We start from the raw sequence: 25,756 nt of genomic DNA on the forward strand, positions 1-25,756 counted from the left end.
AAGAAATAATTAACTCATAAGATATTGATCCTATACAAAAGTATAGGTGCCCATACCGGAAATTGCCATTGCAGAATCACCCCCCTGGGTTTGTATTTGCGGGGTCAGTGACAAGGCACGGGCATCGGTCGCCAAAGAGAACCCAGCACGATCACAAGAGCTTGCATTGCTCGTCCGCGCGACATCCGGCGCGGAAACGCAGTGCCATTCGCCCGTTGCCGCAGCGACCCCCGTACAGGTCGCTGCCGAGGGACTGGCGAGCTTTGAGGTGCAGGGGGCATAAGCGATGGAGCTGAAGCGGAATGAACAGGTTGGCGAACTCGCCACCATAGCCAAGGCTGTTCCGCCGGGCGCGACCAGCATCCTGCCGGTCGATGGCGTCATCCAATTGCCGGCCGGCACGCGGCTCGACGCGATCAAGCTGTCGGGCAATGATCTGGTCGTCACCCTGCCCGACGGGCAAGTGCTGGTCATCATCGACGGCGCGTTGCGTATCCCGCAGATCAAGGTCGGCCCGATCAACATCCCGGCGCCAACGGTTGCCGCGCTGATCGCGGGTCAGGAACCCGAGCCCGCCGCCGGTCGACCGCAAAGTTCGGGTGGCAATTTCGCCCAGACGCCGGGTGACATCGGCGACCCCTTTGCCCTGGGCAATCTGTTGCCGCCGACCGAATTCGGCTTTCCGCGGATTATCGACCTTCAGGTCATTCCCGGTGCGATCGACAATAAACCCAAAATTCTGATCACCACCCCCGACCAGGCAGTCGGCGTCACCGCCGCGACGGCCGTGGTGTCGGAAGCGGCGCTCGCGGCGCGCGGGGCCGAACCTGCCGGAACCGATCCGGCCTCGCCGCGCGAATCAACCAGCGGCACGATTCAGATTACCGCGCTCGACCAGCCCATTGTGGTCGCGGTCAACGGCACCGCGGTGACCGCGGTGGGACAGATCATCACGACCCCATTGGGTCAGATCACCATCACCAGCATCACGCCAAGCCTGATCGGCTACAGCTATACGCTGACCGACAACAGCACCAACCCCACCGCGACCGACACGGTCACCATCACCGTGACCGACGGCGATGGCGACGTCGCCACCGCGACCCTGACCCTGACGATCGAAGACGACGCCCCGATTGCGCGCGCCGACATCGACGATACCGTGCCCGGCAGCACCGCGCCGCAGGGCGGGAACGTCATCACCGGTGCCGGCACCGCCAGCGGGTCCGCGGGTGCCGATACGCCCGGCGCCGACGGTGCAACCGTTACCGGGATTCAGAGCGGGGCAGGAACCGAGTTCAGCCCGACGGGCGCGCCCGTCACCGGTCAATATGGCCGCCTGCTCATGGCCGCCGACGGCAGCTATGTTTATATCCGGGCGGCCGGGACACCAGGCGGCGTCTCCGATGTCTTCACCTATCGGCTGACCGATGGCGATGGCGATGTTTCGACCGCGACCCTGACCATCCGGATTGGCGACAGTGCACCCAGCCTGATTGTGCCCGGCGCGGGCGACGACGGCACCTTCGTCGATGAAGCCGGTCTGCCCGAGCGCGACGGCGAAAGCGCGGGCTCGCGTGACGGCGACGATTCCAATATAGCCTTGGGCGTCATCCAATATGGCGCGGGCGACGGGCCGGCGGCGATCACGATCAATGGCGTGGCGGTAACCGAAGTGGGTCAAGCGATCGAGCTGACGACCGGCACCTTCTACATCGTCGCGATCAATCCCGATTCGATCGAATATGCCTTTCTGCTGACCGACAACACGCTGGGCGATACCACGTCGCAACTGATCACGGTCGGGATCACCGACCTGGACGGCGACACCCTGTCCGCCGGTTTCAACATCGACATCATCGACGATGTCCCCGAAGCGGTCGCCGATTTCGACAGCATTGCCGCGGGCAGCTTTGGCCCGGCCGTCGGCAATGTGATCACCGATGCCGAAAATGATGGCGGGCGGGACATCCCCGGCGCCGACGGTGCGCGTGTGTCGTCGGTTTCGGGCGCCGGAGACGCTGTTGCCGCGGGCACGCCCGTTGCGGGACTCTACGGCGTCCTGACGCTGAACAGCAACGGCAGTTACAGCTATGTCCGCAATCCCGGCACGCCGGGCGGCGTGTTCGATGTCTTTACCTATAAGTTGACCGACGGCGACGGCGACACGGCAACCGCCACGCTGCGGATCGCGATCGGCGATGGCGGCGTGACGATCGACCTGCCCGACGGCGACGACGACGGCCAGCTGGTGTCGGAAGCGGGCCTGCCGAACGGATCGGCGCCCGATAGCGGCACCGCCACGACCCAGGGCAGCTTTACAATCGCAGCCACCGACAGCGTCGGCAAAGTGACGATCGCGGGACAAGAGGTGACGGCGGTCGGGCAGACGATCGCCGGAGCGTTCGGAACGCTGACGATCACCAGCATCAGCGCGACGTCGATCGGCTACAGCTATACCCTGACCGACGCGACCAGCGGCGACGATGTGATCGAAACCTTTGGCGTCGTCGTGACCGATCTCGACGGCGACAGCGCGAGCGGCACGCTGAGCATCGTGGTCGAGGACGATGTCCCGACGGCGATCGACGACATCGACTTGCTGCAGTCGGGCAGCGGCCAGAGCGCCGACGGCAACGTCCTGACCGGCGTCGGTGGTACCGATGCCAACACCAGTGACGGCGAGGCCGATATTCAGGGTGCCGACGGTGCCACGGTTACCGCCATCTCGTTCGGCGGCGAAAGCGGCGACATCGACGGCCTTACCGTCGGTGCCTATGGCACGCTCGAGATCGCGGCCGATGGCAGCTATGTCTACACGCTCGATCCCGAAAACCAGGACGTCCTGGGCTTGGACGGCAATGACGAGCTGACCGAGACTTTTGAATATGTCATCACCGACGGCGACGGCGACGAGGCAACCGCGACGCTGACCGTGACGATCCGTGGCCGCGACGATATCGTGACGATCAACGGCCTCAATCCCGAGGGCGCCGAAGCAACCGTATCAGAGGCCAATCTGCCCGACGGCTCCGCGCCCGACGGCGATGCGCTGACCCGGACTGGCAGCTTCACGTTCGGCGCCGCCGATGGCGTCGTGGCGATAACCATCGCCGGCGAAACCTTGTTCGATGGCGCGATCGCCGCCGGACTGGTCATCACCACCGATCTGGGCATTCTGACGATCACCGATTTCGAGCCGATCTTTGACGCGGCGGGCGACATCGTCGGCGGTACGATCAGCTATAGCTATGAACTGACCGACAACAGCGTGCTGCACAGCGGCGCGACCAATGCCGCGCTGACCGAATCCTTTGCGATCAAGATCACCGACAGCGACGGCACCGTCGCCACGGCGAGCTTCGACGTCCTGGTCATCGACGACAACCCGGTGGCGGACGCCGACGAGGGCGACGTTGGCGAAGGCCAGACGCTGGAAATCGATGCCGCGAACGGCCTGCTCGCCAACGACACGCCGGGCGCCGACGGCGCCGAAATTCTGGGGGTGCGCGCGGCCGGTGAAAATCCGTCGGCGCCGGCTATTGGCGGCATCGGCGCCGCCATCGTCGGCCTCTATGGCCAGCTCACCGTCGCCGCCGACGGCAGCTATATCTATGTCGCCAACCCCAATGCCGTCCCGCCCGCAGGCGCCGAAGATGTCTTTGTCTATACACTGGCCGATGGCGACGGCGACCGATCGACCGCCACCCTGACCATTCGTCTGAGCGACGCGGGCTTATCCGCCGACGCGGTCAAGCTCCAGGTCAACGAAGCCGCGCTGCCCACTGGCAGCAATTCCGACAGCGACGCCGAAACGGTGGTCGGCGACCTCAACGACAATGTCGCGGGCGGCACCGGACCTTTGGCGTTCACGCTGACCGGCACCGGGGTCGGCACCCATGGCACCCTGACGCTGAATGCCGACGGCAGTTATGTCTATACGCTCACCACGGCGGTGGCGGGGGCGCTCGCCAACAACGGCACCAATATCGTGCCCGCCGTCGAAACCTTTACCTATAATGTCACCGATGCCTTCGGCAATGTGACCCAGAATGTCATCGTCATCGATGTGATCGACGATGTTCCGGTCGCGCGGTCGGCACCGTCGATCACGGTGGCAGAGGATGCCGCGGCGATTTCGGGCAATTTGCTGGCCGATGACACACAAGGCGCCGATGGCGCCGCGGTGACGTCGGTGACCATCGGCGGCGTCGTCGTTGCCGTGGCGGCAACGGGAACGACCACCTACAGCAACGCCAACGGCACCTACACCTTTCAGGCCAATGGGGCCTGGACCTTTGATCCGGTATCGCAGATCAGCGCCTTCCCGATCCACGCCGACTTCACTTACACGATCACCGACGGCGACGGCGACCAGGCGGCGGCGATCCAGCAGATCCGGCTGGCCGACGGGGCATTGCCGACGGCCAGCGGCCCGATCCAGCTGACCGTCGATGACCAGCATCTGGAAAGCGGATCGACACCGTCGCCGGTGCAGCCGGTTTCATCCAGCGGCAACATCGTCTTTACCCCGGGGTCCGACGCCATCGCGTCGATCGGCTTTGGCGACATCTCGACGCTCGACGGCGGGCTCAGCTGGACGCTTGAGTCCGACACCCAGATTATCGGCTGGGACGCCGATGAAAATCCGGTTGTCGTGATCGACCTGAACCTGTCGGGCAATGTCGCGACGGTGACCGTCACGCTGCAATATAATTATGGGCTGCACCCCGACGTCACGATGGACGATCTGGCCGAACTCGGTTTCATCGAGGTCGTCGCCACCGACAGCGATGGCGATCAGGTTGCAGGAACGGTCAATATTTCGGTCTCCGACGACGTTCCCTCGATCACCGCATTGTCGCCGCCGGCAGGGCTGCTGACGGTCGATGAGACCAATCTTGCGCTCAACGCCACGGCCAGTTTCGCCAGCCTGTTCAACACGACCATCGGCGCCGATCAGGCGGGCAGCAGCACCAGCTACGCGTTCCAGGTGACCACGGCTTCGGGGCTGGTCGATGTTGCCACCGGCTCAAAGATCGTGCTGCAAGCGATCGGCAATGTGGTGGAAGGCCGTCTGCAGGATTCGCCATCGGTCGTCGCCTTCCGGCTGAGCGTCGCCCCCGATGGCCAGGCAACGCTCGACCAGATCCGCGCTGTCCGCCACCCCGACGAGAGCAATCCCGACGACCCGGTGACGCTGTCACCGACGATCATCCGGCTGACCGCCACGGTCACCGACGGCGATGGTGATCAGGCGTCGGCGATGGTCGCGGTTGGCGCGACTTTGGTCTTTAAGGACGATGGCCCGACGATCGACGCGACCAACGCCGACACCAACACGATCACCCTGACGACGCAGGACGCCGATACGCGGGGCAGCGCCTTTGACGTGGCGACCGCCGATCTGTCGTCGGCATTTTCGACTTCGATGGTCAATTTTGGTGCCGATGGCCCCGCTGGTGCGGGCCTGGTCACCTGGACCTATTCCCTTGCGCTGGGCTCGGCGGTCGCGACCGCCGCCTTGACCAGCAACGGCGTGCCGGTCACGCTGGCCCTTGTCTCCGGCGAGATCGTCGGCAGCGCGGCCGGCACGCCCATTTTTTCGATTGCCGTGAACGCCGCAACGGGCGTCGTCACCTTGACTCAATTTGCCGAAATCGACCATCCGTTGCCGGGCTCCTCGAGCAATTACGCCGCGCAGCTTGTCGAACTGGCGGCCAATCTGGTCGAACTGCGCGGCACCGCGACGATCGTCGATCGCGATGGCGACAGTATCTCGGACACCGTCGCCGTCGATCTGGGCGGCAACATCCGCTTCGCCGATGATGGCCCGTCGATTTCGGCTGGCGGCACCGCCCCCACGCTGACCGTCGACGAAAGCGATTTCGCGGCGAACGCGACGGCGAACCTGTCAGGACTCTTTGCGCCAACGACCGATTTCGGCGCCGACGGCCCGGGCACCGTGGCCTATGAACTGGGGATCACTGCCGGGGCGAGCGGCCTGATCGATTCGCTGACCGGCGAAGCCGTCATCCTGTCGATCGAGGGCGGCGTCGTGTTCGGGCGCACCTCGAGCCAGGAAGTGTTCCGCATTTCGGTGGCACCGGGCGGCCTCGTCACCTTCGACCAGTCGCGCGCGGTGCTCCACCTGCCCGATACCGGCCCCGACCAGACGCTCTTCCTGTCGGGCAGTAGCCTGATCACGCTGACCGCCATCGCGACCGACGGCGACGGCGACACCGCACGAACGACCGCCGACATCACCGGCCGCTTTGCGATCCGCGACGACGCGCCGCTGGCCGTCCATGACGAGGACAACGTCTCGCGCGACGGACAGATTTTTGCCGACGGCAATGTCCTGACCGGTATCGGTGGCACCGACGACAACGGGATGGATGGATCGCCCGACAATGCCGGGGCCGATGGCGGCCTCAGCGTCGTCGGCGTGGCGTTCGGAGCGACGGTCGGCACCATCGGCGCCGCATTGGCGGGCGATTATGGCTCGATCATGATCGCCGCGGACGGCAGCTATCGCTACGATCTCGACCCCAATGACCCGGCGGTCATCGCGCTGACGTCCAGCACGACGCTGACCGAAACTTTCCAATATACGGTGCGCGATGCCGATGGCGACACGTCGATCGCGACGATCACCATATCGATCACCGGCGCCAATGATTTCCCGATTGCGCGCGCCGACACCAATTGGGTGCTCGACGGCCCCAGCGGTTCGGACCCAAGCGCCGCCGGCAACGTCCTGCAGGACATCGCGCATCCCGGCGCACCGTTCGGCAGCTTTGCCGACGTCGCCGACAATGACCCCGATCTGGAAGCGATTACCGTCACCTCGGCGGGAACCTATGTCGGCCTTTACGGCACGCTCGTGATCAACGCCAACGGCAGCTACACCTACACGCTCGACGAGGACAAGCCGGTCGTCAACGCGCTCGACAGCGGGCAGACGCTGGTGGAAAGTTTCGCCTACACGATCAGCGACGGATCGCTGTCGGTCGGATCGACCCTGACGATCACGGTGTTCGGCACCAACGACGCGCCGACGATCGGCACCGCGATCGCGCGGGTATCGGAAGAAGGCCTGCCGAACGGGCTTCCCGACACCGCGCCCAACGCAACGCTCGACACCACCAACAGCACGACGTCCAGCGGCACGCTGGCGATTGCCGACGCCGACGCTGGCGAAACGCTGAGCGCGACGCTGGGCAGTCCCGGCGCGGTGCTGACCGCGGGCGGCGTCCCCGTCGCCTGGACCGGCGTCGGCACCGGCACCCTGATCGGATCGGTCGGGGGATCCGAGGTCATCCGCGTCACGCTGGCATCGAACGGCGCCTATACGGTGACGCTGTCGCGCGCCGTCGATCACCCGACCGTCGCCCTGGAAGACCTCAAGGATTTCTTTGTCCCCGTATCGGTCTCCGACGGCACCACGACGACGACCAATGCATCGGCGATCCGCGTGATCATCGAGGATGACGCCCCGACCGCTACCGGCGAGACGGGCGCGACGTCGCAACCGATGCAGGATGTGAACACGCTCTTCATCCTCGATTTCAGCGACAGCATCGACAATGGCGAACTCGACACGATGATCGATGCCGTCCAGGGCGCCCTGTCACAGCTGGATACCGCAGCCTCGGGCGCGCTGACGATCCGCTTCGTCATCTTCTCGTCGGGTTCGTTCGCCTCACCGTCCTTCACGACCGCGGCCGATGCGAACGCCTATCTTGACTCGCTGAACCCGCTTGGCGGCGGTGTGCGTCCGTCGCAGGATGCGCCGCCCGACGGGATCGGGTTCAACACCAATTACACCGGCGCGATCCAGACCGCGCTCGCCAATTTCTCCACCATCCCGGGCGCCAGCAATCAGGTGTTTTTCCTGAGCGACGGCAACCCCAACCAGCAGGTCCAGTTCGGTGGCATGCCCCCGATGGTCACCAATTCGCTGACCGCGGCGACTGCCACGGCGTGGAACAACTTCGTCGACAACAACAATGTCAATGTCACCGCGATCGGCATCGACAACAATCCGCTGCAACCGCTCAATATCCAGCGGCTGCGCGACGTCGACCTGAACGCGGCGCCGAACAACGAACCGATCCTGGTCGACGATTTCCAGGATCTGGTCGCGACGCTGCTGGCGGTGATCGTCCCGTCGGCGGTTTCGGGCGATCTCGACGCCAACGACTTTTTTGGCGCCGACGGTGGTCGATTGCTGTCGATCACCATCGGCACCACGACCTACACCTGGGATGGCGCGTCGAGCATCGCGCTATCGACCGGCGGCACCATCGCCGGCACGACATTGGCCGCCATTGCGACGCCGATGGGCGGGACGCTGACGCTCAATTTCGCGACCGGCCAATATAATTACCAGCCGCCCAGCCCGATCACCGTCACCGCGACCGAGGTGTTCAACTATGTGGTGACCGACCGCGACGGCGATACCGCGACGGCCAGTCTGTCGGTCACCATAACCGCGCTGGCGCCGCCGATCGCAGTCGACCTTGACGGCGACGGGGTCGAGTTCGTGTCGAACGCAGCAGGGGTCAGCTTCGACTATGACGGCGATGGCATTGCCGAAACCACGGCCTGGGTCGCGGCCGACGACGGGCTGCTGGCGATCGACAAAAATGGCGATGGCAAGGTCAACAACGGCGCCGAACTGGTGTTCGGCGGCGCGGGCCTGTCCGACCTGCAGGGGCTGGCCGCGGCTTATGACAGCAACGGCGATGGCAAACTCGACGCGGCCGACACCGATTTTGCGAAATTCGGTATCTGGCACGATGCCAACAGCAACGGCGTGACCGATGCAGGCGAATTCCGCTCGCTGATCAGCGAAGGCATCACCAGTATCGCGCTGACATCGGACGGGCGCGCCTATACGGCCGCCGATGGGCAGGTGCAGGTAAAGGGCGAAGCACTCTACACCCGCGCCGACGGCAGCACCGGCAAGCTCGCCGATGCGGCCTTCGCCACCAATTTCGCCGATCAGCAGCGGGTTGCCGCCGCAACCGGCACCGCGGGCGTTTCGACCGCGATGCTTGTGGCCGGGCTGGCCGCCGCCACCCCGCTGGCGGCGCGCCCATCCGCGGCGCCCGATGGGGACGCCGCGGTGGCGGGCCAGCAGGCCGGCGTATCGGGCGAAACCGCCGAACAATCTGCGCCCCTTCCTGCCGGCAAGGCCGACGGACTCGTCCATGAATACTTCTCCGGTCCGGCGACGGCGCGGATCGAAGCCGACCCCGGGCAACGGCAGATGGACGAAGACGAGAGCCGCGAACTGCGCAGCGACGAACTCGACACGATGGCGCCCGACCCGACCTATGGCCAGCTTCTCACCGACACCGAGCTCGACCTGTCGTCGGCGCCGGTCAGCGGCGCGGCATCGACCGATCAGGTCCAGATGACGCTGCCCCCACAGGCGGTGCTCGACCCCGCCGCGGCCGAACTCGACGCGATCGTCACCGCCGCGCTGGAGGGGCCGCAGGTCGAACTCGACGCGCTGCTCGGTCCCGCACCGCCCGCGGACCCAGGGCTGGCAAAGATCATGCTGGGCGACGGCGGCGCGAATGGCGTCCTTGGTGACAACGGCATGGATGTGGCCGGACATTCTTTCATGGCCGATCTCGCGCAGCAGCATGTCGCTGTGCAGCTCGAACAATTGGCGTCGGCCGGCCACGCCTAAGCGACCGGCAGCGATGCCGGAAATGATGAAACACCGGCGCAGGTGAAAGATCACACCGAAGGATCTTCGACTTCGACCGGACAAATGCAGGGGACACAAGATGCCGAAATTTCGTACCGCAGCATTGTTGCTTACCGCCGCCGCGCTCGTCGCGGTGCCCCATGTCGCCCGGTCCCAGCGCATCGAGCTGAAAACCGCGGTCGAAACCGCGGTGCAGACCAACCCTGAAATCAACCAGGCGGTCGAGAACAAGACCGCGATCGAATTCGAGCGCGAGCAGGCGCAGCGCCTGTTCGCGCCGCGTGTCTCGGTTGAAGGGTCGATCGGGATCCGCCGCCTCGAAAACAGCACGCGGCGCACGCTTGGCATCGCCGACAACGAGCTTTACCCGATGGAGGGCGGCGTTAGCGTCGAGCAGACGCTGTTCGACGGCGGCGTCCGGCGCAACGAGGTCAAGCGTCAGGCAGCGCGCACCGACGGCGCCGCCTTCCGGGTCGAGGAGCGTTCGCAATTTATCGCGCTGCAGGTGACCCGCCAATATCTCGACTATCTGTTGCAACAGCGCATCGTCGCCGCCTCTGAAGACAATATCGATTTCCACAGCAAGCTGGTGACCGACCTGCGCGAAGGCGTTGCCAAGGGGTCGTTGAGCATCGCCGATCAACAACAGGCCGAAGAACGGCAGCAGGCGGCCCGCGCCCGGGTGACCGAGGCCAATCTCGATCTCGTCAACACCTCGGCATCGTTTCGCACCCTGACCGGTCTCGACCTGGTCGACGGCGCCGCGCTACCGCCGTCGCTGGCGGGCAATATTCCGGCGACGCTGGAAGATGCGCTGGCGCGGGCGCGCGAGCGCAACCCCCGGGTCCGCGAAGCCCAGGCCGACCTTGACGCCGCGCACGCGCTGGTCCGCAAGTCGAAATCCGAAATGTCGCCGACCCTCGCGCTCGAGGGCAACGCCCGGATCGGCGACGATATCGACGGTTTCCGCGGCGAAACCAATGACCTGCGCGCCGGGCTCGTGCTGCGCTGGGACATTTTCAACGGCGGCATCAAACGCTCGAAGGTGCAGGAAATGTACCGCCGCGAAAAGGAAGCGCGCTACCGGATGGACCAGATGGTCCGCGAGGCCGAAGAGGATGTCCGCGTCGCATGGAACACCTGGGACGCGCAGGGAAAGCTGGTCAAGGAACTGGAAGAACAGAGCCGGGTTTCGGACGAATTGTTGCGCTCGTACCGTGCGCAGTTCAACGTCGGTCGCCGTTCGCTGCTCGACGTGCTCGATGCCCAGAACACCCGATATAACGTTCAGGTTCGCACCGAGACCGCAAAGTTCGCGCAATTTTACTCCGAATTCAAATTGCTGGCGGCGCTCAACGACCTGCTCGCAGCGATGGATGTCCAGCCGCCCGCTGCCGCTGCCGCCACCGCGCGCGACCGTTTCAAGGTCAAGCCGACCCCCGAGATAAATCCGGAAGCGATGCGGGATCCCACATGAATTATCCAGCAGACGCCCGCGGCGCGCGGCGTTCGCGCCAACCGCCGCCCGCGGCAGATTTTGAAGCATGGCGCGCTACCCCCGCCCAGGGTGACGAACTGCTGGGTGCGGTAGCCGCGGTTGCGGCGCTGTTCGAGCGTCCCTTCTCCGATCTCCGGGCGAAAAAGGGGCTGGCGCTCGACGATGACGGCCTGGTGCCGCTCGACCAGCTCGACCACGCTCTCGCGGCGGTCGGCCTGCGCTGCGATCTCGTCCGCCGCTCGCTGGCCGGATGGAACGCCCACGACGTCCCCGCCATCCTGCTGCTGGCGGACGACCGATCGCTCGTGCTGACTGCGATGGACGATCAGGGCTGCTGGGTCCGCCTGCCGGGCGCGAGCAGCGACATTCAGATCGACCGCCGGCTGTTGGAGACCGCCTATTCGGGTCAGGGCGTCATCGTCCGCCATGACCCGGCCAGTGAAACGGCGCGCGAGCGGCCGTGGGATCAAGCCACCCGCCAACATTGGTTCTGGAGCGAAGTCTGGAAGGAGCGCGGGCAATATGGCTATGTCATGTTCGCCTCGCTGCTGATCAACCTGCTCGCATTTGCGATGCCGTTGTTCACGATGAATGTGTACGACCGCATCATTCCCAACAAGGCGGCTGCCAGCCTGTGGATGTTGGCACTCGGCGCGCTGTTTGCCATCGCGGTCGAATATGGCCTGCGGCTGGCGCGCACCGGATTGGTCGACGAGGTCGGCCGCGGCATCGATGCCCGGCTGTCGCAGCGCCTGCTCGACAAGGTGCTCAACCTGCCGCTGGCGACCCAGCGCGGCAGCACCGGCGCCCTCGCACGGCGCGTGACCGACTATGAACAGGTGCGCGATTTCTTTGCCTCTACCACCGTCGTCCTGCTGACCGACATCCTGTTCCTGGTCGTGTTTGTCGCGCTGATCGCGGTGCTCGGCGGGTGGCTGGCGGTCATACCGCTCGTTGCGATGATGGTCATGCTGGCGATGGGTTGGGTGCTGCAACGCCGGATGAGCGCTGCGGTCGCCGACGCGCAGGTCGACGCCAGCATGTTGCAGACCACGCTGATCGAAACGATCGGCAGCCTCGAAACGGTCAAATCCTGCCGCGCCGAAGGCCGGATGCTAGGAAAATGGCGGCGTCTTTCAGCATCGAACGCCTATACTCAGGAAGAAATGCGCAAGCTGACCGCAACCGCGGTCAACCTGGCGACGCTGTGCCAGCAGGCGACCGGCATCGCGCTGATCATCGGCGGCTTTTATCTGTTCAACGCGGGCACCATCTCGATGGGCGCAATCATCGCAATCGTGATGCTCGCCAGCCGGTCGCTCGCCCCGGTTGGGCAACTCGCTTTCCTGATGACGCGCGGACGGCAGGCCTTCGTGACGCTGAACAGCCTGCAACAATTGATGGATCAGGATGACGAGCGCGACAAAGGCAGCCGCTCGATCACACCCGAGGTCCGCGACGGCCGGTTGCAGCTGGACCATGCCGGTTTCTGTTACCCCGAAACCGACCGCGAATCGCTTGCCGACGTCAGCCTGTGCATCGAGCCCGGCGAGCGGGTCGGGCTGATCGGCCGCGTTGCGTCGGGCAAGTCGACACTCGGGCGGGTGCTGTGCGGTCTTTATGACCCGACGAGCGGCAGCTATCGCATCGACGGCCTGGAAAGCCGGCAATATGATCCGCACGACCTGCGCTCTACGCTGCGCTACGTCGGCCAGGATGCCGAACTGTTCAGCGGCACGGTGCGCGAGAATTTGCTCGTCGGCGCCAGCGATGCCGACGACGCCAGCATCATCGATGCGGTCCGGCGATCGGGAGCCGACGAGTTCCTGGGCCGCGACACGACGGGTTTCGATTTCCACATCGGCGAACGCGGTGCGCGGCTGTCGGGCGGACAGCGCAGCTTTCTGGTGCTGGCCCGCGCGCTGATGACCCCGGCGCATTTGCTGTTCCTCGACGAACCGACGGGCGCCATGGACAGTCAGACCGAAAAACATTTTGCCGAGCGGCTGCAAGCGGCCATTCCCGCGAGTCAGACGCTGGTCATCGCCACGCACCGGATGACCGTACTCGGGCTGGTCGACCGGCTGATCGTCATGGACAATGGCCGGATCGTCGCCGACGGCCCGCGTGACGAGATCCTTGCCCAGCGAGCCGTAGCATGACCGCCGCGACCGCCCGCCGATATGGCACGGTGGCCAGCGACGACAACCGCCGCACGATCTTGTGGCTCGCCGCGATGGCGGCAGTGGTGACGCTGCTCACCTCACGAACGATGTGGGAGCAGTTGATCTTGCTTGTCGGCGGCAACAGCCCGGATACCGTCTACAGCAGTCCCGACGCGCCGGTGATCGCCGACCCTGAAATGGCGCGGCTGATCAAGCTGACCGAAGAGCCGGGCCCGACGGCGCTCTACGCGCCGGAAACCGCGATGACGCGCAACCAGGCGATCCCCTTTTCCACCGGCCCAGTCGCCTCGGCCAAGCCATTTCACCCTGCCACTGCCGATCAAAGAGCTGTGATGACCGCGCTGCGCTGCTTGACCCAGGCGGTCTATTTCGAAGCCGCCTATGAACCGATCGCCGGACGGCGCGCGGTCGCGCAGGTCGTCATCAACCGCGCGCTGCACCCCGCCTTCCCCAAGTCAATCTGCGGCGTCGTCTATCAGGGCGTCAATCGCCCGGTCTGCCAGTTCAGCTTCACCTGCGACGGGTCGCTCAATCGGCGCCCCAATCCCGCCAAGTGGCAGGAGGCAGAGGATGTCGCGCGCGCCGCGCTCGCGGGTTATGTCGAAACCTCGGTCGGGCACGCGACCCATTATCACGCCAATTATGTGTCGCCCTATTGGGCGCCCAAACTGGTCAAAATTGCGCAGCTGGGCGCCCATATCTTTTATCGCTGGCCGGGAAAATGGGGAACGCCGGGGGCTTTTTCGGGTCGCTATAGCGGGCTGGAGGCAATCCCGGCGATCCTGCCGCGCAGCGCCATCGTGCGGTCGCGCGACGGTGCTGACGGGCAAAACCTGATCCAGGCATCGGCCGGCGGCACCCTCGATGCGGTGCAGGAGCGCCGCGCCGACAACGATGCCGGCGGCCGTCTCGACCCATCGCTCGGCTGGGAACTGGCAATCCCCGAACCCGAAGAAACCAGCCGGGCATCACGCATGATGGCACGGCAACAGGGCGGCGAATTTGACGTCGCTGCAAAGGAGAGTGGTTCATGATCAGATCGCAGCCCTATGTCGGCACGCGCCGGATCATCCTGGCGTCGGGGGTCGGTCTTTTTGCCTTTGTCAGCTGGGCCAGCTTTGCCCAGGTCGATGAAGTCACCCGCGGTCAGGGGCGCGTCATCCCTTCGAGCAAGGCGCAGATCATTCAGTCCGCCGAACCGGCGACGATATTGAATATCGTCGTGCGGTCGGGGCAACCGGTCCGCAAGGGGCAGTTGTTGGTGCGCCTCGACGACACCGAATCCTCTTCGCAGCTCGGCCAGATCGCGGCCGAAAACCGCTCGCTGGCCGCCCGCGCCGCGCGGCTGGGCCGCGAAGGCAATGGCGCGGCGGGCGGCGATTGTACGCCCAACGCAAGCGGCGTTCGGCCTGCCGAGTGCAGCCAGGAAGCCGACCTGCAATCGGTCCGCGCGGCGACCCAGCGCAGCCGCCGGATGGCGCTGAACGCCGCGGTCGAGCAGCGCCGCCGGGATTATGGCGAAGCGCAGGCGACGATCGCCTCGCTGCGATCGAGCCTTGGGCTGGCGCAAAGCCAGGTCGATCTGCTGGCACCGCTCGCCGCCAAGTCGATCGTGCCGCAAACCGAACTGCTCAATGCCCAGCGCGAGGCGACCGAAGTGCGCGGCAAGCTCGCCGCGGCCGAGCAGGCGGCGTCGCGCGCCGCCGCCGCGATCAGCGAAGCGCAGGCGCAGGCCGCATCGGCCGGTCTGGAGTTCCGGCAGGAGGCGCTCGACGAGCGCAACCAGATCGTCGCCAAGATGGCGGTCAATTCGGAATCGCTGCGCGGCGCCGCCGGACGCCAGCAGCGCAGCGAAATCCGCTCACCGGCAAACGGCATTGTCAACGATGTGCAGGTTACCACGGTGGGCGGTTTTGTGCAGGCCGGGCAAAAGATCATGCAGGTGGTGCCGGTCGGCGACAAATTGTTGATCGAGGCGCGCGTCGCACCGCGAGATATTGCGTTCATCAAGGTCAACGACCGCGCCAATGTCAAAGTCACCGCTTATGATTTTGCGGTCTATGGCGGCCTGTCGGGGCGTGTCGTCCAGATTTCGCCCGACAGCCTGTATGACGAGGCGACCAAGGAAGCCTATTTCACGGTCGTTGTCGAAACCGACGTCGCCTATCTGAAAAGTGGGGAGCGCCAATTGCCGATTACCCCCGGGATGATCTGCGACGTCGAGGTGCTGACCGGCAAGAAAAGCGTGCTGAGCTATTTGTTCAAGCCGTTCCTGCGCGCCCGGTCGGAAGCGTTTACCGAGCGCTGAGAACGGCGAGGTCAACGGCGGCGGCGATGTCGGTCGACGTCAGGCCGCCCGGCCCGAATAGGGCGGTGGCCTAACCACGGCGCGGACGGGTCTTACCTCGCGGAGGGTCAGCTGCACCGGCTCCCCCAGGCCATTCTTGACCCCCCAGGTTGCCGCCTGCGTGCGGTTTTCGACGCCCAGCTTGCGCAGGATCGCCTTCACATGCACTTTGACAGTGGCTTCGCAGATGCCGAACTGCCGCGCGATCACCTTGTTCGCCATCCCGGCCATGATGCTTTCGAGGATTTCGATCTCGCGGTCGGACAAGCCCACCGACGCCGCGCTGCTCTTCCAGTCCCCGCCCAGCGCGGCCGGAACCCAGCTGGTGAGATTGTTGACGAGCTGCGATGGAAAGACTTTCTCGCCCAGCGCCGCCAATTTGATCGATTCGACCAGCGGAGCGCACAGGATTTCCTTGACGATGACCGCGTCGACGCCGATCTGAAACGCCTCGACCACGTCTTCAAAGACATAGTGATCGAAAAGCAATGCCAGCTTTGCATGGACCTTTTTCGCGGCAAGCCGACGGCATGCGTCGAGTCCAAAGCCGGTATCCCCGCCATCGACGACGATGACATGGCCATCGACGTCATCGGCTATCGCCCCCTGAGGGTCAAACAGCGCCGAGGCATCGGCAACCGATGCTTCGATCTGAAAGCTCTCGCCGGAAAGGATGTTTCGCAACCCTTCCCTCGCGATTTCATATTTCGCCAAGAGCGAAATCTTGATCAACTGCGACATTTCCGCCTCCCCTGAATTCTCAGTCAAGGCGACCCAACTTGTCTGGACTTCGGTCTAAACCCCAAATACCCTTTGTTTTCCATCGCGGCGGACCCCTCCCCACGTTGAATAAATTAACCTTTTAGTTTCGTTATCCAATAACTACCTATAAGGTTATACAACTTAATGACAGATTCTACGAGGATTTTGATACATACCCACTAAGGGGTATCGGCGATTCCCGCCCTACGCACCGCCGCTCGACTGTCGCGCGCCGCAAACCCGATTTAATTGCATCTAATGCAGCATGTTATTTTTCGGCGCCGCGGCAACCGCGTCCCTAGCCTTTCGGGTAGGCGCGCGCGCGCGGGCCGCCCCGAATTGGGCCGCATTCACTAATAATATTGGTTAATGCCCCGCGGCCGACCGATAAGGGGCCTGTTTTGCGCGCGTCAGTTTGCGCGAGTCGCGGCAAGCGCGATGCTGCCAGTTTGGCGATATTCGCGATTGCCCTAAAACAGTTCGGGAAATGCAGCAAAAACGATGCCGCGCGACCGCGACATTGTTTGCCGGTCAGACCCTATCTGGTCCCACGCGACGACAAGCGCCCGAACATCCTGGGCAGTGCGTTGACGATCGACAGATGCGCCGAAGCGAGCTTGGTCCCTGCCCGGCCGGCGACCGCGGTTTTGAAGGACCGCCGTTCGGTCGCGGCGGGCGCCGCGCTGGCGAACACCACCGACGATGCCTTCGCTGTCGCCGCAGCCGCCATCACCACCGGCGCCGGGTTATCGCGATAGCCGTGGACCCAACGCCGACTGCCGCTGAACGACAGGATCGGGCGCACGGCATTGGCCTGGCGCCCGTCGTAGATACGGTCGGTCATATTATCGAGCACGACCCACCCGGCGTTCGACCGCACCAACAAGAACGCATGGTCGGCGTTGATCGCCAGGTCGCGCAGCAGGACGAGCTTCATGCGATCGTCGTCGATGCCCGCCGCGCGGAGCATGTGCATTTTCAAGATGGCGAAATCTTCGCAATCGCCGCTGCCGCGGGCCATCGTCTCGTCGGCGGTCGCCCAAAAGTCGCGCTGCCGGTAATTGCGGTTGTCGTCGATATAGGCGATCTGGCGATTGACCCACAGGTTGACCCGCTCGAGCGTCGCGGCTTCGCCCAGGCCGTGGGTCACCGCGGCGCGATCGAGCTGCGCCTGCATCAGTCGCGCCGCCGGGGCGCGGCGAACGCGCGCCCAGCGATCGTCGAAGCGGGTCGTTTCAACCGGGATGGCCAACGTCCCCAGCTCGCTGTCGTCATCCAGCGCGGGGGCCGCGACCGCGGCGACCGGCGCGGTACAATCGCGGCGCCGCGGCCAAGCGGCCTGTGCCAGCGACAGGACCAGCAGGCGCGCGGGCTTGACAAAGCCGTCAGCCCCCGCCCTGACCGCGCGAACGGCGCCGGGTTCGCCGCGCGCCGGGACGATCCGGGCGATCGGCGCCGGCTGTTCCTGGCTCATCCGCATCCGATCGAGCGCGCTTGGCATGTCCGGGGCGACGGCAAGCGGCGCAGCGGAAGAAGGCGCCGACGAGGCCAGCACTGCGGTCGCGCGGCAGGTGTCACCGACCGTAAAATGCTTGGCATTGGCGACCTTCGCGACCGGTGTCTCGATCGCCGCAGAGGCCGTCGCAGGCAGCAGGACGGCGATGGCGGCCATGGCAAGCGCGGCAACGCCGATGAAGGCAGGAGGAGACGGGCGCGCGTTCATAGCGCGAGCCATGACGGAGCGAGGTGAGAATATGCTTCAGCGACATGGTTAACGCCGCGTTGACTGTCGGAATGCGCCGATGCCGCCGTACCCCGCTGACGGAGCATTTACGACGCAGCGCTGAGTCGGTTAGTCGGCCATCGCCACGACCAGCTTGTCGGGAAAGGTCAGCGTGAAGGCGCCGCCGCCGTCGGGGTGATTGGCGGCCGCAATGCCGATGCCCAGCGCGTCGGCAAAGCCCTTGGCAATCGCGAGCCCCAGCCCGCTGCCGCCATGCCGATCGGTGCCGGCGCCCTGGGCAAAAGTATCGAAAATCGCGGTTTCGGTGCCCGGTTCCAGCCCGGCGCCGCGATCGCGGACGGTCAGCAGCAGCGCATCGGGGGTACGGCGCCCGATGATCGAGATCGGCCCGGCATTGCCGCCGTGCTGGACCGCATTGGCGACGAGGTTGAGCAGAATATGATGGAGCAGCCGCTCGTCGGTTTTGACGAACGGCAGGCTGGGCGGCACCTGAAAATCGATATGATGCCCGCGCAGCATGTCTTTGAGGTCGTGGACAACCCCGGCGACCGCGTCGGTCAGATCGACCGACGCCAGGCTGAGATGGATACCGCCCGCGTCGATCCGCACCAGTTCGATCAGATTGTCAAGAAAGCGGCGCAGGCGCGACAGTTCGGCGCGCGCGGTCGGCAGCGAACGGGCGTCCGGATGCTCGGCGCCGATCGCCTCGATCGCCGCAGTGACCCCGGTCAGCGGGGTGCGCAGGTCGTGGCCGATCGACGACAGCAGCGCGGCGCGCAGCCGGTCGCGTTCCTCGAGCACCGACAGGCTGCGCATCTCGTCCTCGAGATAGAGGCGCTCGTGCGCCAGCGCCGCCTGTCCGATCAGGGTCGAGAGCAAGGTCGCCTTGTCGGCGGCGACCGGCGCGCTGTCATCGTCGCGCGCGATGCCGAGCACCGCTAAGACGCCCAAACTGGTCTTGAGTGGGTGGAACTGCCAGTCGGAGGCCAGCAGGGTACCGGTGCCGCGCCCGGCGGGTTCACCGCTGCTCCACGCCCATTCGGCCGCCGCCTGATCGATCGGCGAGATCGTCGCCTCGCGCGGACACGCCACGATCGAGGTCAAAATACCGTCGGTTTCGGCGAGCATGACGCAGCGCACCGCCAGCAGCCGCGACACTTCGTCGCACGTTGCCACCGCGGTCGCTTCGCGGTCCGACGCGCGCGCCAGCATCTGTCCGAACGCCGCGAGCGACGCATTCTCTTCGGCGCTGCGCACCCCGATCCGGGCGCGGGTTCGCAGCCTTCCGGCGAGGTTGCTGGTCACCGCCGCCACCCCGGTCAGCACCAGCATCGTGAGTACGCTTTGCGGGTCGGCGATGGTGAAAGTGTGAATGGGGTCGAGAAAAAAGAAGTTGAACGCCAGCGCCGCGGCGATGCTGGCGAACAGCCCGGGACGCAGGCCGTAGAGCGTCGCGGTGACGATGACCGGGACCAGATAGAGCAGATCGACCGCGCCGCGCCCGATCAGCGGCTGCGCAAACTTCGCAAGCAGCGTCGTCGCCGCAATCAGCACCAGCGCGCCTATATAGGCCGCCGGCTGGCCCCAGCCGCGCAGCCAGCCTTTCCACCCCGCCTCGCTGGTCGCCGTTTCAGGCGAAGGAATGACATGGGCGGCCAGATCTTTGGAGCCGCGGATCAGCGTTTCGACCACCGATCCGTGGCGCAATTCGAACCACCAGCTGCGCTGCGAGCGGCCGATGATCAGCTGCGTCGCCCGCTGTGCGTCGATCTGGCCGCGCAGCCCGGCGATGACATTTTCCGACGGGATGGTCGCGATCGTCGCGCCCAGCGTTGCGGCGAGCGACAGTGCGGCGGCAATCCGGCGCTTGGTGTCCTCGTCGAAATTCTCGCTGCGCGGGGTTTCGATATGCACCGCGGTCCATGGCGCGTTCAGCCCATCGGCAAGCCGCTTCGCCGTCCGCACCAGCGCGTCGACCCCCGGCTGCTCGCTGATCGCCACCAGGATGCGCTCGCCCGCCGCATAGGTGCCCGCGACGCCGCTGGCATCAAGGTCGTGCAGCATTTGGCGATCGACGCTGAGCGCCGCGCGGCGCAGCGCCATTTCGCGTAGCGCCGACAGGTTCGGTTTGGAAAAGAAATGGCCGAGCGCACGTGACGCTTCCTGCGGTACATAGACTTTGCCGTCTTTCAACCGGTCGATCAGTTCGTCGGGCGGCAGGTCGACGAGCTTGATCTCGGCGCCCTCGAACACGCTGTCGGGCACGGTCTCGCGCACCCGGACGCGGGTAAAGCTGGCGACAACGTCGTTGAGGCTTTCGACATGCTGGATGTTGAGCGTCGTATAGACGTCGATCCCGGCATCGAGCAGCTCGGCGACGTCCTGCCAGCGCTTGGGGTGGCGGCTGCCCTCGACATTGGTGTGCGCATATTCATCGACCAGCGCCAGCGCCGGCGCGCGGCGCAGCACGGCGTCGAGGTCCATTTCGGTGAGTGTCCGGCCGCGATATTCCTGTTCGCGGCGCGCAACGACTTCCTGCCCGGCAAGCAACGCTTCGGTTTCGGCGCGGCCGTGGGTTTCGACCACCGCCACGACGACATCGACCCCGTCGCGTTTCAGCGCCGCGCCTTCCATCAGCATCGCATAGGTCTTGCCGACCCCGGGCGCGGCGCCGAGGAAAATCTTGAGCTCGCCGCGATCCTCGCGCCGCGCCTGGCGCAGCAACGCGTCGGGCGAAGGTCGTTTTTCCGGGGCAGCAGGCGTCGGCATGAACGGGGCTTAGCTGAAGGCGGACGCCAGCGCCAAGCCGCGACGCCGGGACTTTATGGAAACCTTATGCCGATCGGCGGATTCGCCCGCGAAACTTTACGGCAAAGGGGCGTAGCGGCGCCCACATCCTGTCGGATTCCCCGCCGCACCCGCTGGGGGGCCGACTTGGCCGGAGACTGAAACCATGTCCGATATTTTGTGGCTCGGCCTGATCGCGCTGCTGTTTGCGGCGACGCTCGGTTACGCGCGTCTTTGTGACGGAGCGTAAGCCGTGAGCACCTCGCTGATCCTCGCTGGCGTTACCGCCGCCGCCCTCCTCGTCTATCTGCTCGCCGTCTTGCTGCGGCCCGAGCGTTTCTGATCGGAATCTGACATGACCGTCGCTGGCTGGGGCTTGATCCTCCTCTTCGTCGCCATCCTCCTCGCGCTCGCCAAGCCGATGGGGATGTGGCTGTTCGCGCTCTACGAAGGGCGCGCCACTCCGCTGCACCGGGTCTTCGGCCCCGTCGAGCGCGGTTCTTATCGCCTCGCGGGGATCGACCCCAATGAGGAGCAGGGCTGGCGGCGTTACGCGCTGCACATGCTGTTGTTCAACGTCGTGCTGCTGTTGTTCACTTACGCGATCCTGCGGCTGCAAGGCGTGCTGCCGGGCAATCCGCAGGGGTTCGGGGCGGTCGGCGCCGACGGCGCATTCAATACCGCGGTCAGCTTTACCACCAACACCAATTGGCAATGGTATTCGGGCGAGACGACGCTGTCGAACCTATCGCAGATGCTCGGGCTGACGATCCACAATTTCCTGTCGGCGGCGACCGGTATCGCGATCGCTTTCGCGCTGTTCCGCGGTTTCGCGCGGCGCGAGACGAAGACGATCGGCAATTTCTGGGCCGATATGACGCGCGTCACCCTCTATCTGCTGCTGCCGATCTGCATCGCCTATGCGATCTTCCTGATCGCGAGCGGCGTGCCGCAGACGCTGGCGGGTTCGATCGACGCGACCACGCTGGAGGGCGTCAAGCAAACGATCGCGCTCGGCCCGGTCGCGAGCCAGGAAGCGATCAAGATGCTCGGCACCAATGGTGGCGGCTTCTTTAACGCCAACAGCGCGCATCCGTTTGAAAACCCCACCGCTCTCACCAACCTCGTCCAGATGCTGTCGATCTTTGCGATCGGCGTCGGGCTGACCTGGTGCTTCGGCAAGGCGGTCGGCGACACCCGCCAGGGCTGGGCAATCCTCGCCGCGATGGGCGTGCTGTTCATCGCCGGGGTCACCGTCACCTATTGGCAGGAAGCCGCGGGCAACCCGGTGCTGCACCAGCTGGGCGTTGCGGGCGGCAATATGGAGGGCAAGGAGGTGCGCTTCGGCATCGCCGCGTCGGCCCTGTTCGCGGTCGTCACCACCGCCGCGTCGTGCGGCGCGGTCAATGCGATGCACGACAGCTTCACCGCGCTTGGCGGGATGATCCCGCTGTTCAACATGCAGTTGGGCGAAATCGTCGTCGGCGGGGTCGGAGCGGGCATCTATGGCTTCCTGCTGTTCGCGATCCTCGCGGTGTTCGTTGCCGGGCTGATGGTTGGGCGCACCCCCGAATATGTCGGCAAGAAGATCGAGGCGCGCGAGGTCAAACTCGCGGTGCTTGCGATCGCGATCCTGCCGCTCGTCATCCTGGGATTCACCGCGATCGCCAGCGTGCTGCCTGCGGGCCTCGCCGGGCCGCTCAACAAGGGACCGCACGGCTTTTCGGAGATTCTCTATGCCTTCACCTCAAGCGCCGGGAATAACGGTTCGGCCTTTGCAGGACTGAGCGCAGGCACGCCCTTTTACAACGGGATGCTCGGCGTCGCGATGTGGCTCGGGCGCTTCTTTGTGATCGTCCCGGCGCTCGCGATCGCCGGCAGCCTGGCCGCCAAACGGCATGTCCCCGCCACCAGCGGCTCCTTCCCCACCACGGGCGGGTTGTGGGTCGGGCTGCTGGTCGGGGTCATTCTGATCCTTGGCGGCCTCACCTTCCTGCCCAGCCTCGCGCTTGGTCCCATCGCCGATCACCTCGCGGTGACCAGCGGCCAGCTCTTCTGACGGATATAAAGCCATGAACGCTCCCACTTCAATGTTCAGCGCCGCCCTTGTCGTCCCCGCAATGCGCGATGCAGTGTGCAAGCTCGACCCGCGCCAGTTGATCCGCAATCCGGTGATGTTCGTCACGGCCGTCGTCGCGATGCTGCTGACCGTGCTGCTGGTCATCGGCGAACCCGGATTGCCCATCGGGTTCGAGATCCAGCTTGTCATCTGGCTGTGGCTCACCGTCCTCTTCGGCACCTTTGCCGAAGCGCTGGCCGAAGGGCGCGGCCGGGCGCAGGCGGCCTCGCTGCGCGCCACCAAGGCCGAGCTGCGCGCCAAGCTGATGCTTGGGGTCGGCGACACCTATGAGATTGTTGCCGCCAGCCAGCTGGAAAAGGGCGAGATCGTCCTGGTCGAAACCGGCGACCTCATCCCCGCCGACGGCGAGGTGATCGAGGGCGTGGCATCGGTCAACGAAGCCGCGATCACCGGCGAAAGCGCGCCGGTAATCCGCGAGGCGGGCGGCGACCGATCGGCGGTCACCGCAGGCACGCGGGTGATTTCGGACCGCATCAAGGTGCAGGTCACCGCCGAGCCCGGTCAGGGTTTCCTCGACCGCATGATCGCGCTCGTCGAAGGCGCCGAACGCCGCAAGACCCCGAACGAGATCGCGCTGACCATCCTGCTCGTCGGGCTGACGATCATCTTTCTGATCGCGGTATCGACGATCCCCGGCTTTGCCTATTATGCCGGCGGCTCGGTGCCGGTGGTGCTGCTCGCGGCGCTGCTGATCACGCTGATCCCGACCACCATCGCCGCCTTGCTGTCGGCGATCGGCATCGCGGGCATGGACCGGCTCGTCCGCTTCAATGTGCTGGCCAAATCGGGACGCGCGGTCGAGGCGGCGGGCGACGTCGATGTGCTGCTGCTCGACAAGACCGGGACGATCACCATCGGCGACCGTCAGGCGAGCGAGTTTCGCGCGCTGGCCGGGATCGAGATCGACCGGCTGGCGGAAGCGGCATTGCTGTCGAGCCTCGCCGACGAAACCCCCGAAGGCCGCTCGGTCGTCGCGTTGGCGCGCGAACGCTATGCCATCCGCGTCGAAACACTGCCCGCGGGGTCGGAGGTCATTCCCTTCACCGCGCAGACCCGCCTGTCGGGGGTCGTCGTCGCCGGGGTCACGATCCAGAAGGGCGCGGTGGATTCGGTGCTGAAAGCGCACCCGCAGGGCGAAAACGCCGCCGTCGTCGAACTGCGCAAGATCACCGAAGAAATTGCGCGCTCGGGCGGCACGCCGCTCGCGGTGGTCAAGGACGGGCAGCTTCTCGGCGCCATCCACCTCAAGGACGTCGTCAAGGCAGGAGTGCGCGAACGCTTTGGCGAGCTGCGCAAGATGGGCATCCGCACCGTGATGATCACCGGCGACAACCCGCTGACCGCCGCGGCGATCGCTGCCGAGGCCGGGGTCGACGATTTCCTGGCCCAAGCGACCCCCGAGGACAAGCTGGCGCTGATCCGCCGCGAACAGAGCGAAGGCCGTCTCGTCGCCATGTGCGGCGACGGCACCAACGACGCCCCCGCCCTCGCGCAGGCCGACGTCGGCGTCGCGATGAACACGGGGACACAGGCGGCGCGCGAGGCGGGCAATATGGTCGACCTCGACAGCGATCCGACCAAGTTGATCGAGATCGTCGGCCTCGGCAAACAATTGCTGATGACGCGCGGCGCGCTGACCACCTTTTCGGTCGCCAATGATGTCGCCAAATATTTCGCGATCATCCCGGCGATCTTTGTCGTCCTCTATCCGCAGCTCGGGGTACTCAATGTGATGGGGCTGGCGACGCCGGAAAGTGCGGTGCTGTCGGCGATCATCTTCAACGCGCTGATCATCCCCTGCCTCGTCCCGCTCGCGCTGAAAGGCGTGCGCTATCGGCCGATGCCCGCGGGCCAGTTGCTCGGGCGTAACCTGTCGGTGTTCGGCCTCGGCGGCCTGATCGCGCCGTTCGTCGGCATCAAGCTGATCGACCTCGCCGTGTCCGGCCTCAACCTCGCTTAAGGACCAATCGATGTTCAACGACCTCAAATCCGCCATTCGCCCCGCGCTGGTGCTGACCCTGCTCTTTGCCGCGCTGCTCGGCGTCGCTTACCCGCTCGCGATGACCGGGATCGGCCAGACGCTGTTCCCGGCGCAAGCAAACGGCAGCCTGATCCGCGATGGTGACACCGTCGTCGGGTCTGAACTGATCGGCCAGAAATTTGTCGGCCCGACCTATTTCCACGGCCGCCCCTCCGCCGCCGGCGCCGACGGTTATGATGCCGCCGCCTCGGCGGGTTCGAACCTCGGCCCTGCCGCGCAGGCGCTGACCGACCGCGTCAAAGCCGACGTTGCCAAACTTTCCGAAACGACACCGGGCTCTCCTGTCCCGCCTGACCTGGTGACGACCTCTGCCTCGGGGCTTGACCCCCATATCAGCCCCGAGGCGGCTTTTTCGCAGGTGAACCGGGTTGCCGCGGCCCGCGGCCTTCCCGCCGCGCAGGTCCGCGCGCCGGTCGCGGCCGCCGTCGAACATCCGGCGCTAGGCTTTTTGGGCGAGCCGCGGGTCAATGTCCTGCTGCTCAATCGCGCCCTCGACCGCGCCCGCCCGCAAAGCTAAAGCGGTG

12 protein-coding genes are annotated in these 25,756 nt (G+C 65.5%); 9 read left to right on the forward strand and 3 right to left on the reverse strand.

All coding sequences use genetic code 11. From position 1 onward, the window contains the following. Positions 1–286: 286 nt before the first annotated feature. The 5 genes from FFS68_RS11010 (at position 287) to FFS68_RS11030 (ending at position 15,719) form a co-directional block, all read left to right on the forward strand. Positions 287–9,706 carry a DUF5801 repeats-in-toxin domain-containing protein gene (locus tag FFS68_RS11010; protein ID WP_137753247.1) on the forward strand — a complete coding sequence of 3,140 codons (9,420 nt, stop codon included), beginning with the start codon at positions 287–289 and terminating at the stop codon, positions 9,704–9,706. 100 nt (positions 9,707–9,806) lie between these two features. Beyond that, entirely contained in the window at positions 9,807–11,204 is a 1,398-nt protein-coding gene (locus FFS68_RS11015) for a TolC family outer membrane protein (RefSeq protein ID WP_137753248.1), read from the forward strand. Further along, on the forward strand, positions 11,201–13,387 hold the full coding sequence (locus FFS68_RS11020; protein WP_137753249.1) for a type I secretion system permease/ATPase: 2,187 nt from the start codon (positions 11,201–11,203) through the stop codon (positions 13,385–13,387). The genes FFS68_RS11015 and FFS68_RS11020 overlap by 4 nt, the downstream gene beginning before the upstream one ends. Beyond that, positions 13,384–14,445, forward strand: coding sequence for a cell wall hydrolase (locus tag FFS68_RS11025; RefSeq protein WP_137753250.1), 1,062 nt, complete (start codon positions 13,384–13,386; stop codon positions 14,443–14,445). The genes FFS68_RS11020 and FFS68_RS11025 overlap by 4 nt, the downstream gene beginning before the upstream one ends. After that, complete coding sequence (locus tag FFS68_RS11030; protein WP_137753251.1) at positions 14,442–15,719, forward strand: HlyD family type I secretion periplasmic adaptor subunit; 1,278 nt, start codon at positions 14,442–14,444, stop codon at positions 15,717–15,719. Before FFS68_RS11025 ends, FFS68_RS11030 begins: the two co-directional genes overlap by 4 nt. A 39-nt stretch (positions 15,720–15,758) precedes the next feature. Here the strand turns inward: FFS68_RS11030 and FFS68_RS11035 are convergent, their stop codons facing one another. The 3 genes from FFS68_RS11035 to FFS68_RS11045 all read right to left on the reverse strand — a co-directional run bounded on the left by FFS68_RS11035 (position 15,759) and on the right by FFS68_RS11045 (position 21,033). Next, a complete protein-coding gene (locus FFS68_RS11035) occupies positions 15,759–16,499 on the reverse strand; it encodes a response regulator transcription factor (protein WP_137753252.1) in 741 nt (246 codons plus the stop codon). Between the two features lie 559 nt (positions 16,500–17,058). Continuing rightward, positions 17,059–18,243 carry a transglutaminase-like cysteine peptidase gene (locus FFS68_RS11040; RefSeq protein WP_171003835.1) on the reverse strand — a complete coding sequence of 395 codons (1,185 nt, stop codon included), beginning with the start codon at positions 18,241–18,243 and terminating at the stop codon, positions 17,059–17,061. 129 nt (positions 18,244–18,372) lie between these two features. Next, the gene (locus FFS68_RS11045; protein WP_137753254.1) at positions 18,373–21,033 is read right to left on the reverse strand and encodes a sensor histidine kinase KdpD; all 2,661 of its coding nucleotides are present in this window, start codon (positions 21,031–21,033) and stop codon (positions 18,373–18,375) included. 271 nt (positions 21,034–21,304) lie between these two features. On the opposite strand from FFS68_RS11045, the gene kdpF reads away from it, so the two are divergent. From kdpF to kdpC, 4 genes are read left to right on the forward strand one after another with little or no spacing between them, the layout of a single operon-like run. Then, positions 21,305–21,394 carry a K(+)-transporting ATPase subunit F gene (kdpF, locus tag FFS68_RS11050; protein WP_137753255.1) on the forward strand — a complete coding sequence of 30 codons (90 nt, stop codon included), beginning with the start codon at positions 21,305–21,307 and terminating at the stop codon, positions 21,392–21,394. A 12-nt stretch (positions 21,395–21,406) separates the two neighbouring features. Continuing rightward, positions 21,407–23,110 (forward strand): potassium-transporting ATPase subunit KdpA, encoded by a 1,704-nt coding sequence (gene kdpA / locus FFS68_RS11055; protein ID WP_137753256.1) that lies wholly within the window; start codon positions 21,407–21,409, stop codon positions 23,108–23,110. Between the two features lie 13 nt (positions 23,111–23,123). Further along, positions 23,124–25,151 (forward strand): potassium-transporting ATPase subunit KdpB, encoded by a 2,028-nt coding sequence (kdpB, locus tag FFS68_RS11060; protein ID WP_137753257.1) that lies wholly within the window; start codon positions 23,124–23,126, stop codon positions 25,149–25,151. 10 nt (positions 25,152–25,161) lie between these two features. Next, positions 25,162–25,749, forward strand: a complete 588-nt coding sequence (gene kdpC / locus FFS68_RS11065) for a potassium-transporting ATPase subunit KdpC (RefSeq protein WP_137753258.1) — start codon at positions 25,162–25,164, stop codon at positions 25,747–25,749. Positions 25,750–25,756 lie beyond the last annotated feature (7 nt).

The sequence above is a fragment of the Sphingopyxis sp. L1A2A genome (assembly GCF_005502465.1).
Lineage (GTDB): Bacteria > Pseudomonadota > Alphaproteobacteria > Sphingomonadales > Sphingomonadaceae > Sphingopyxis.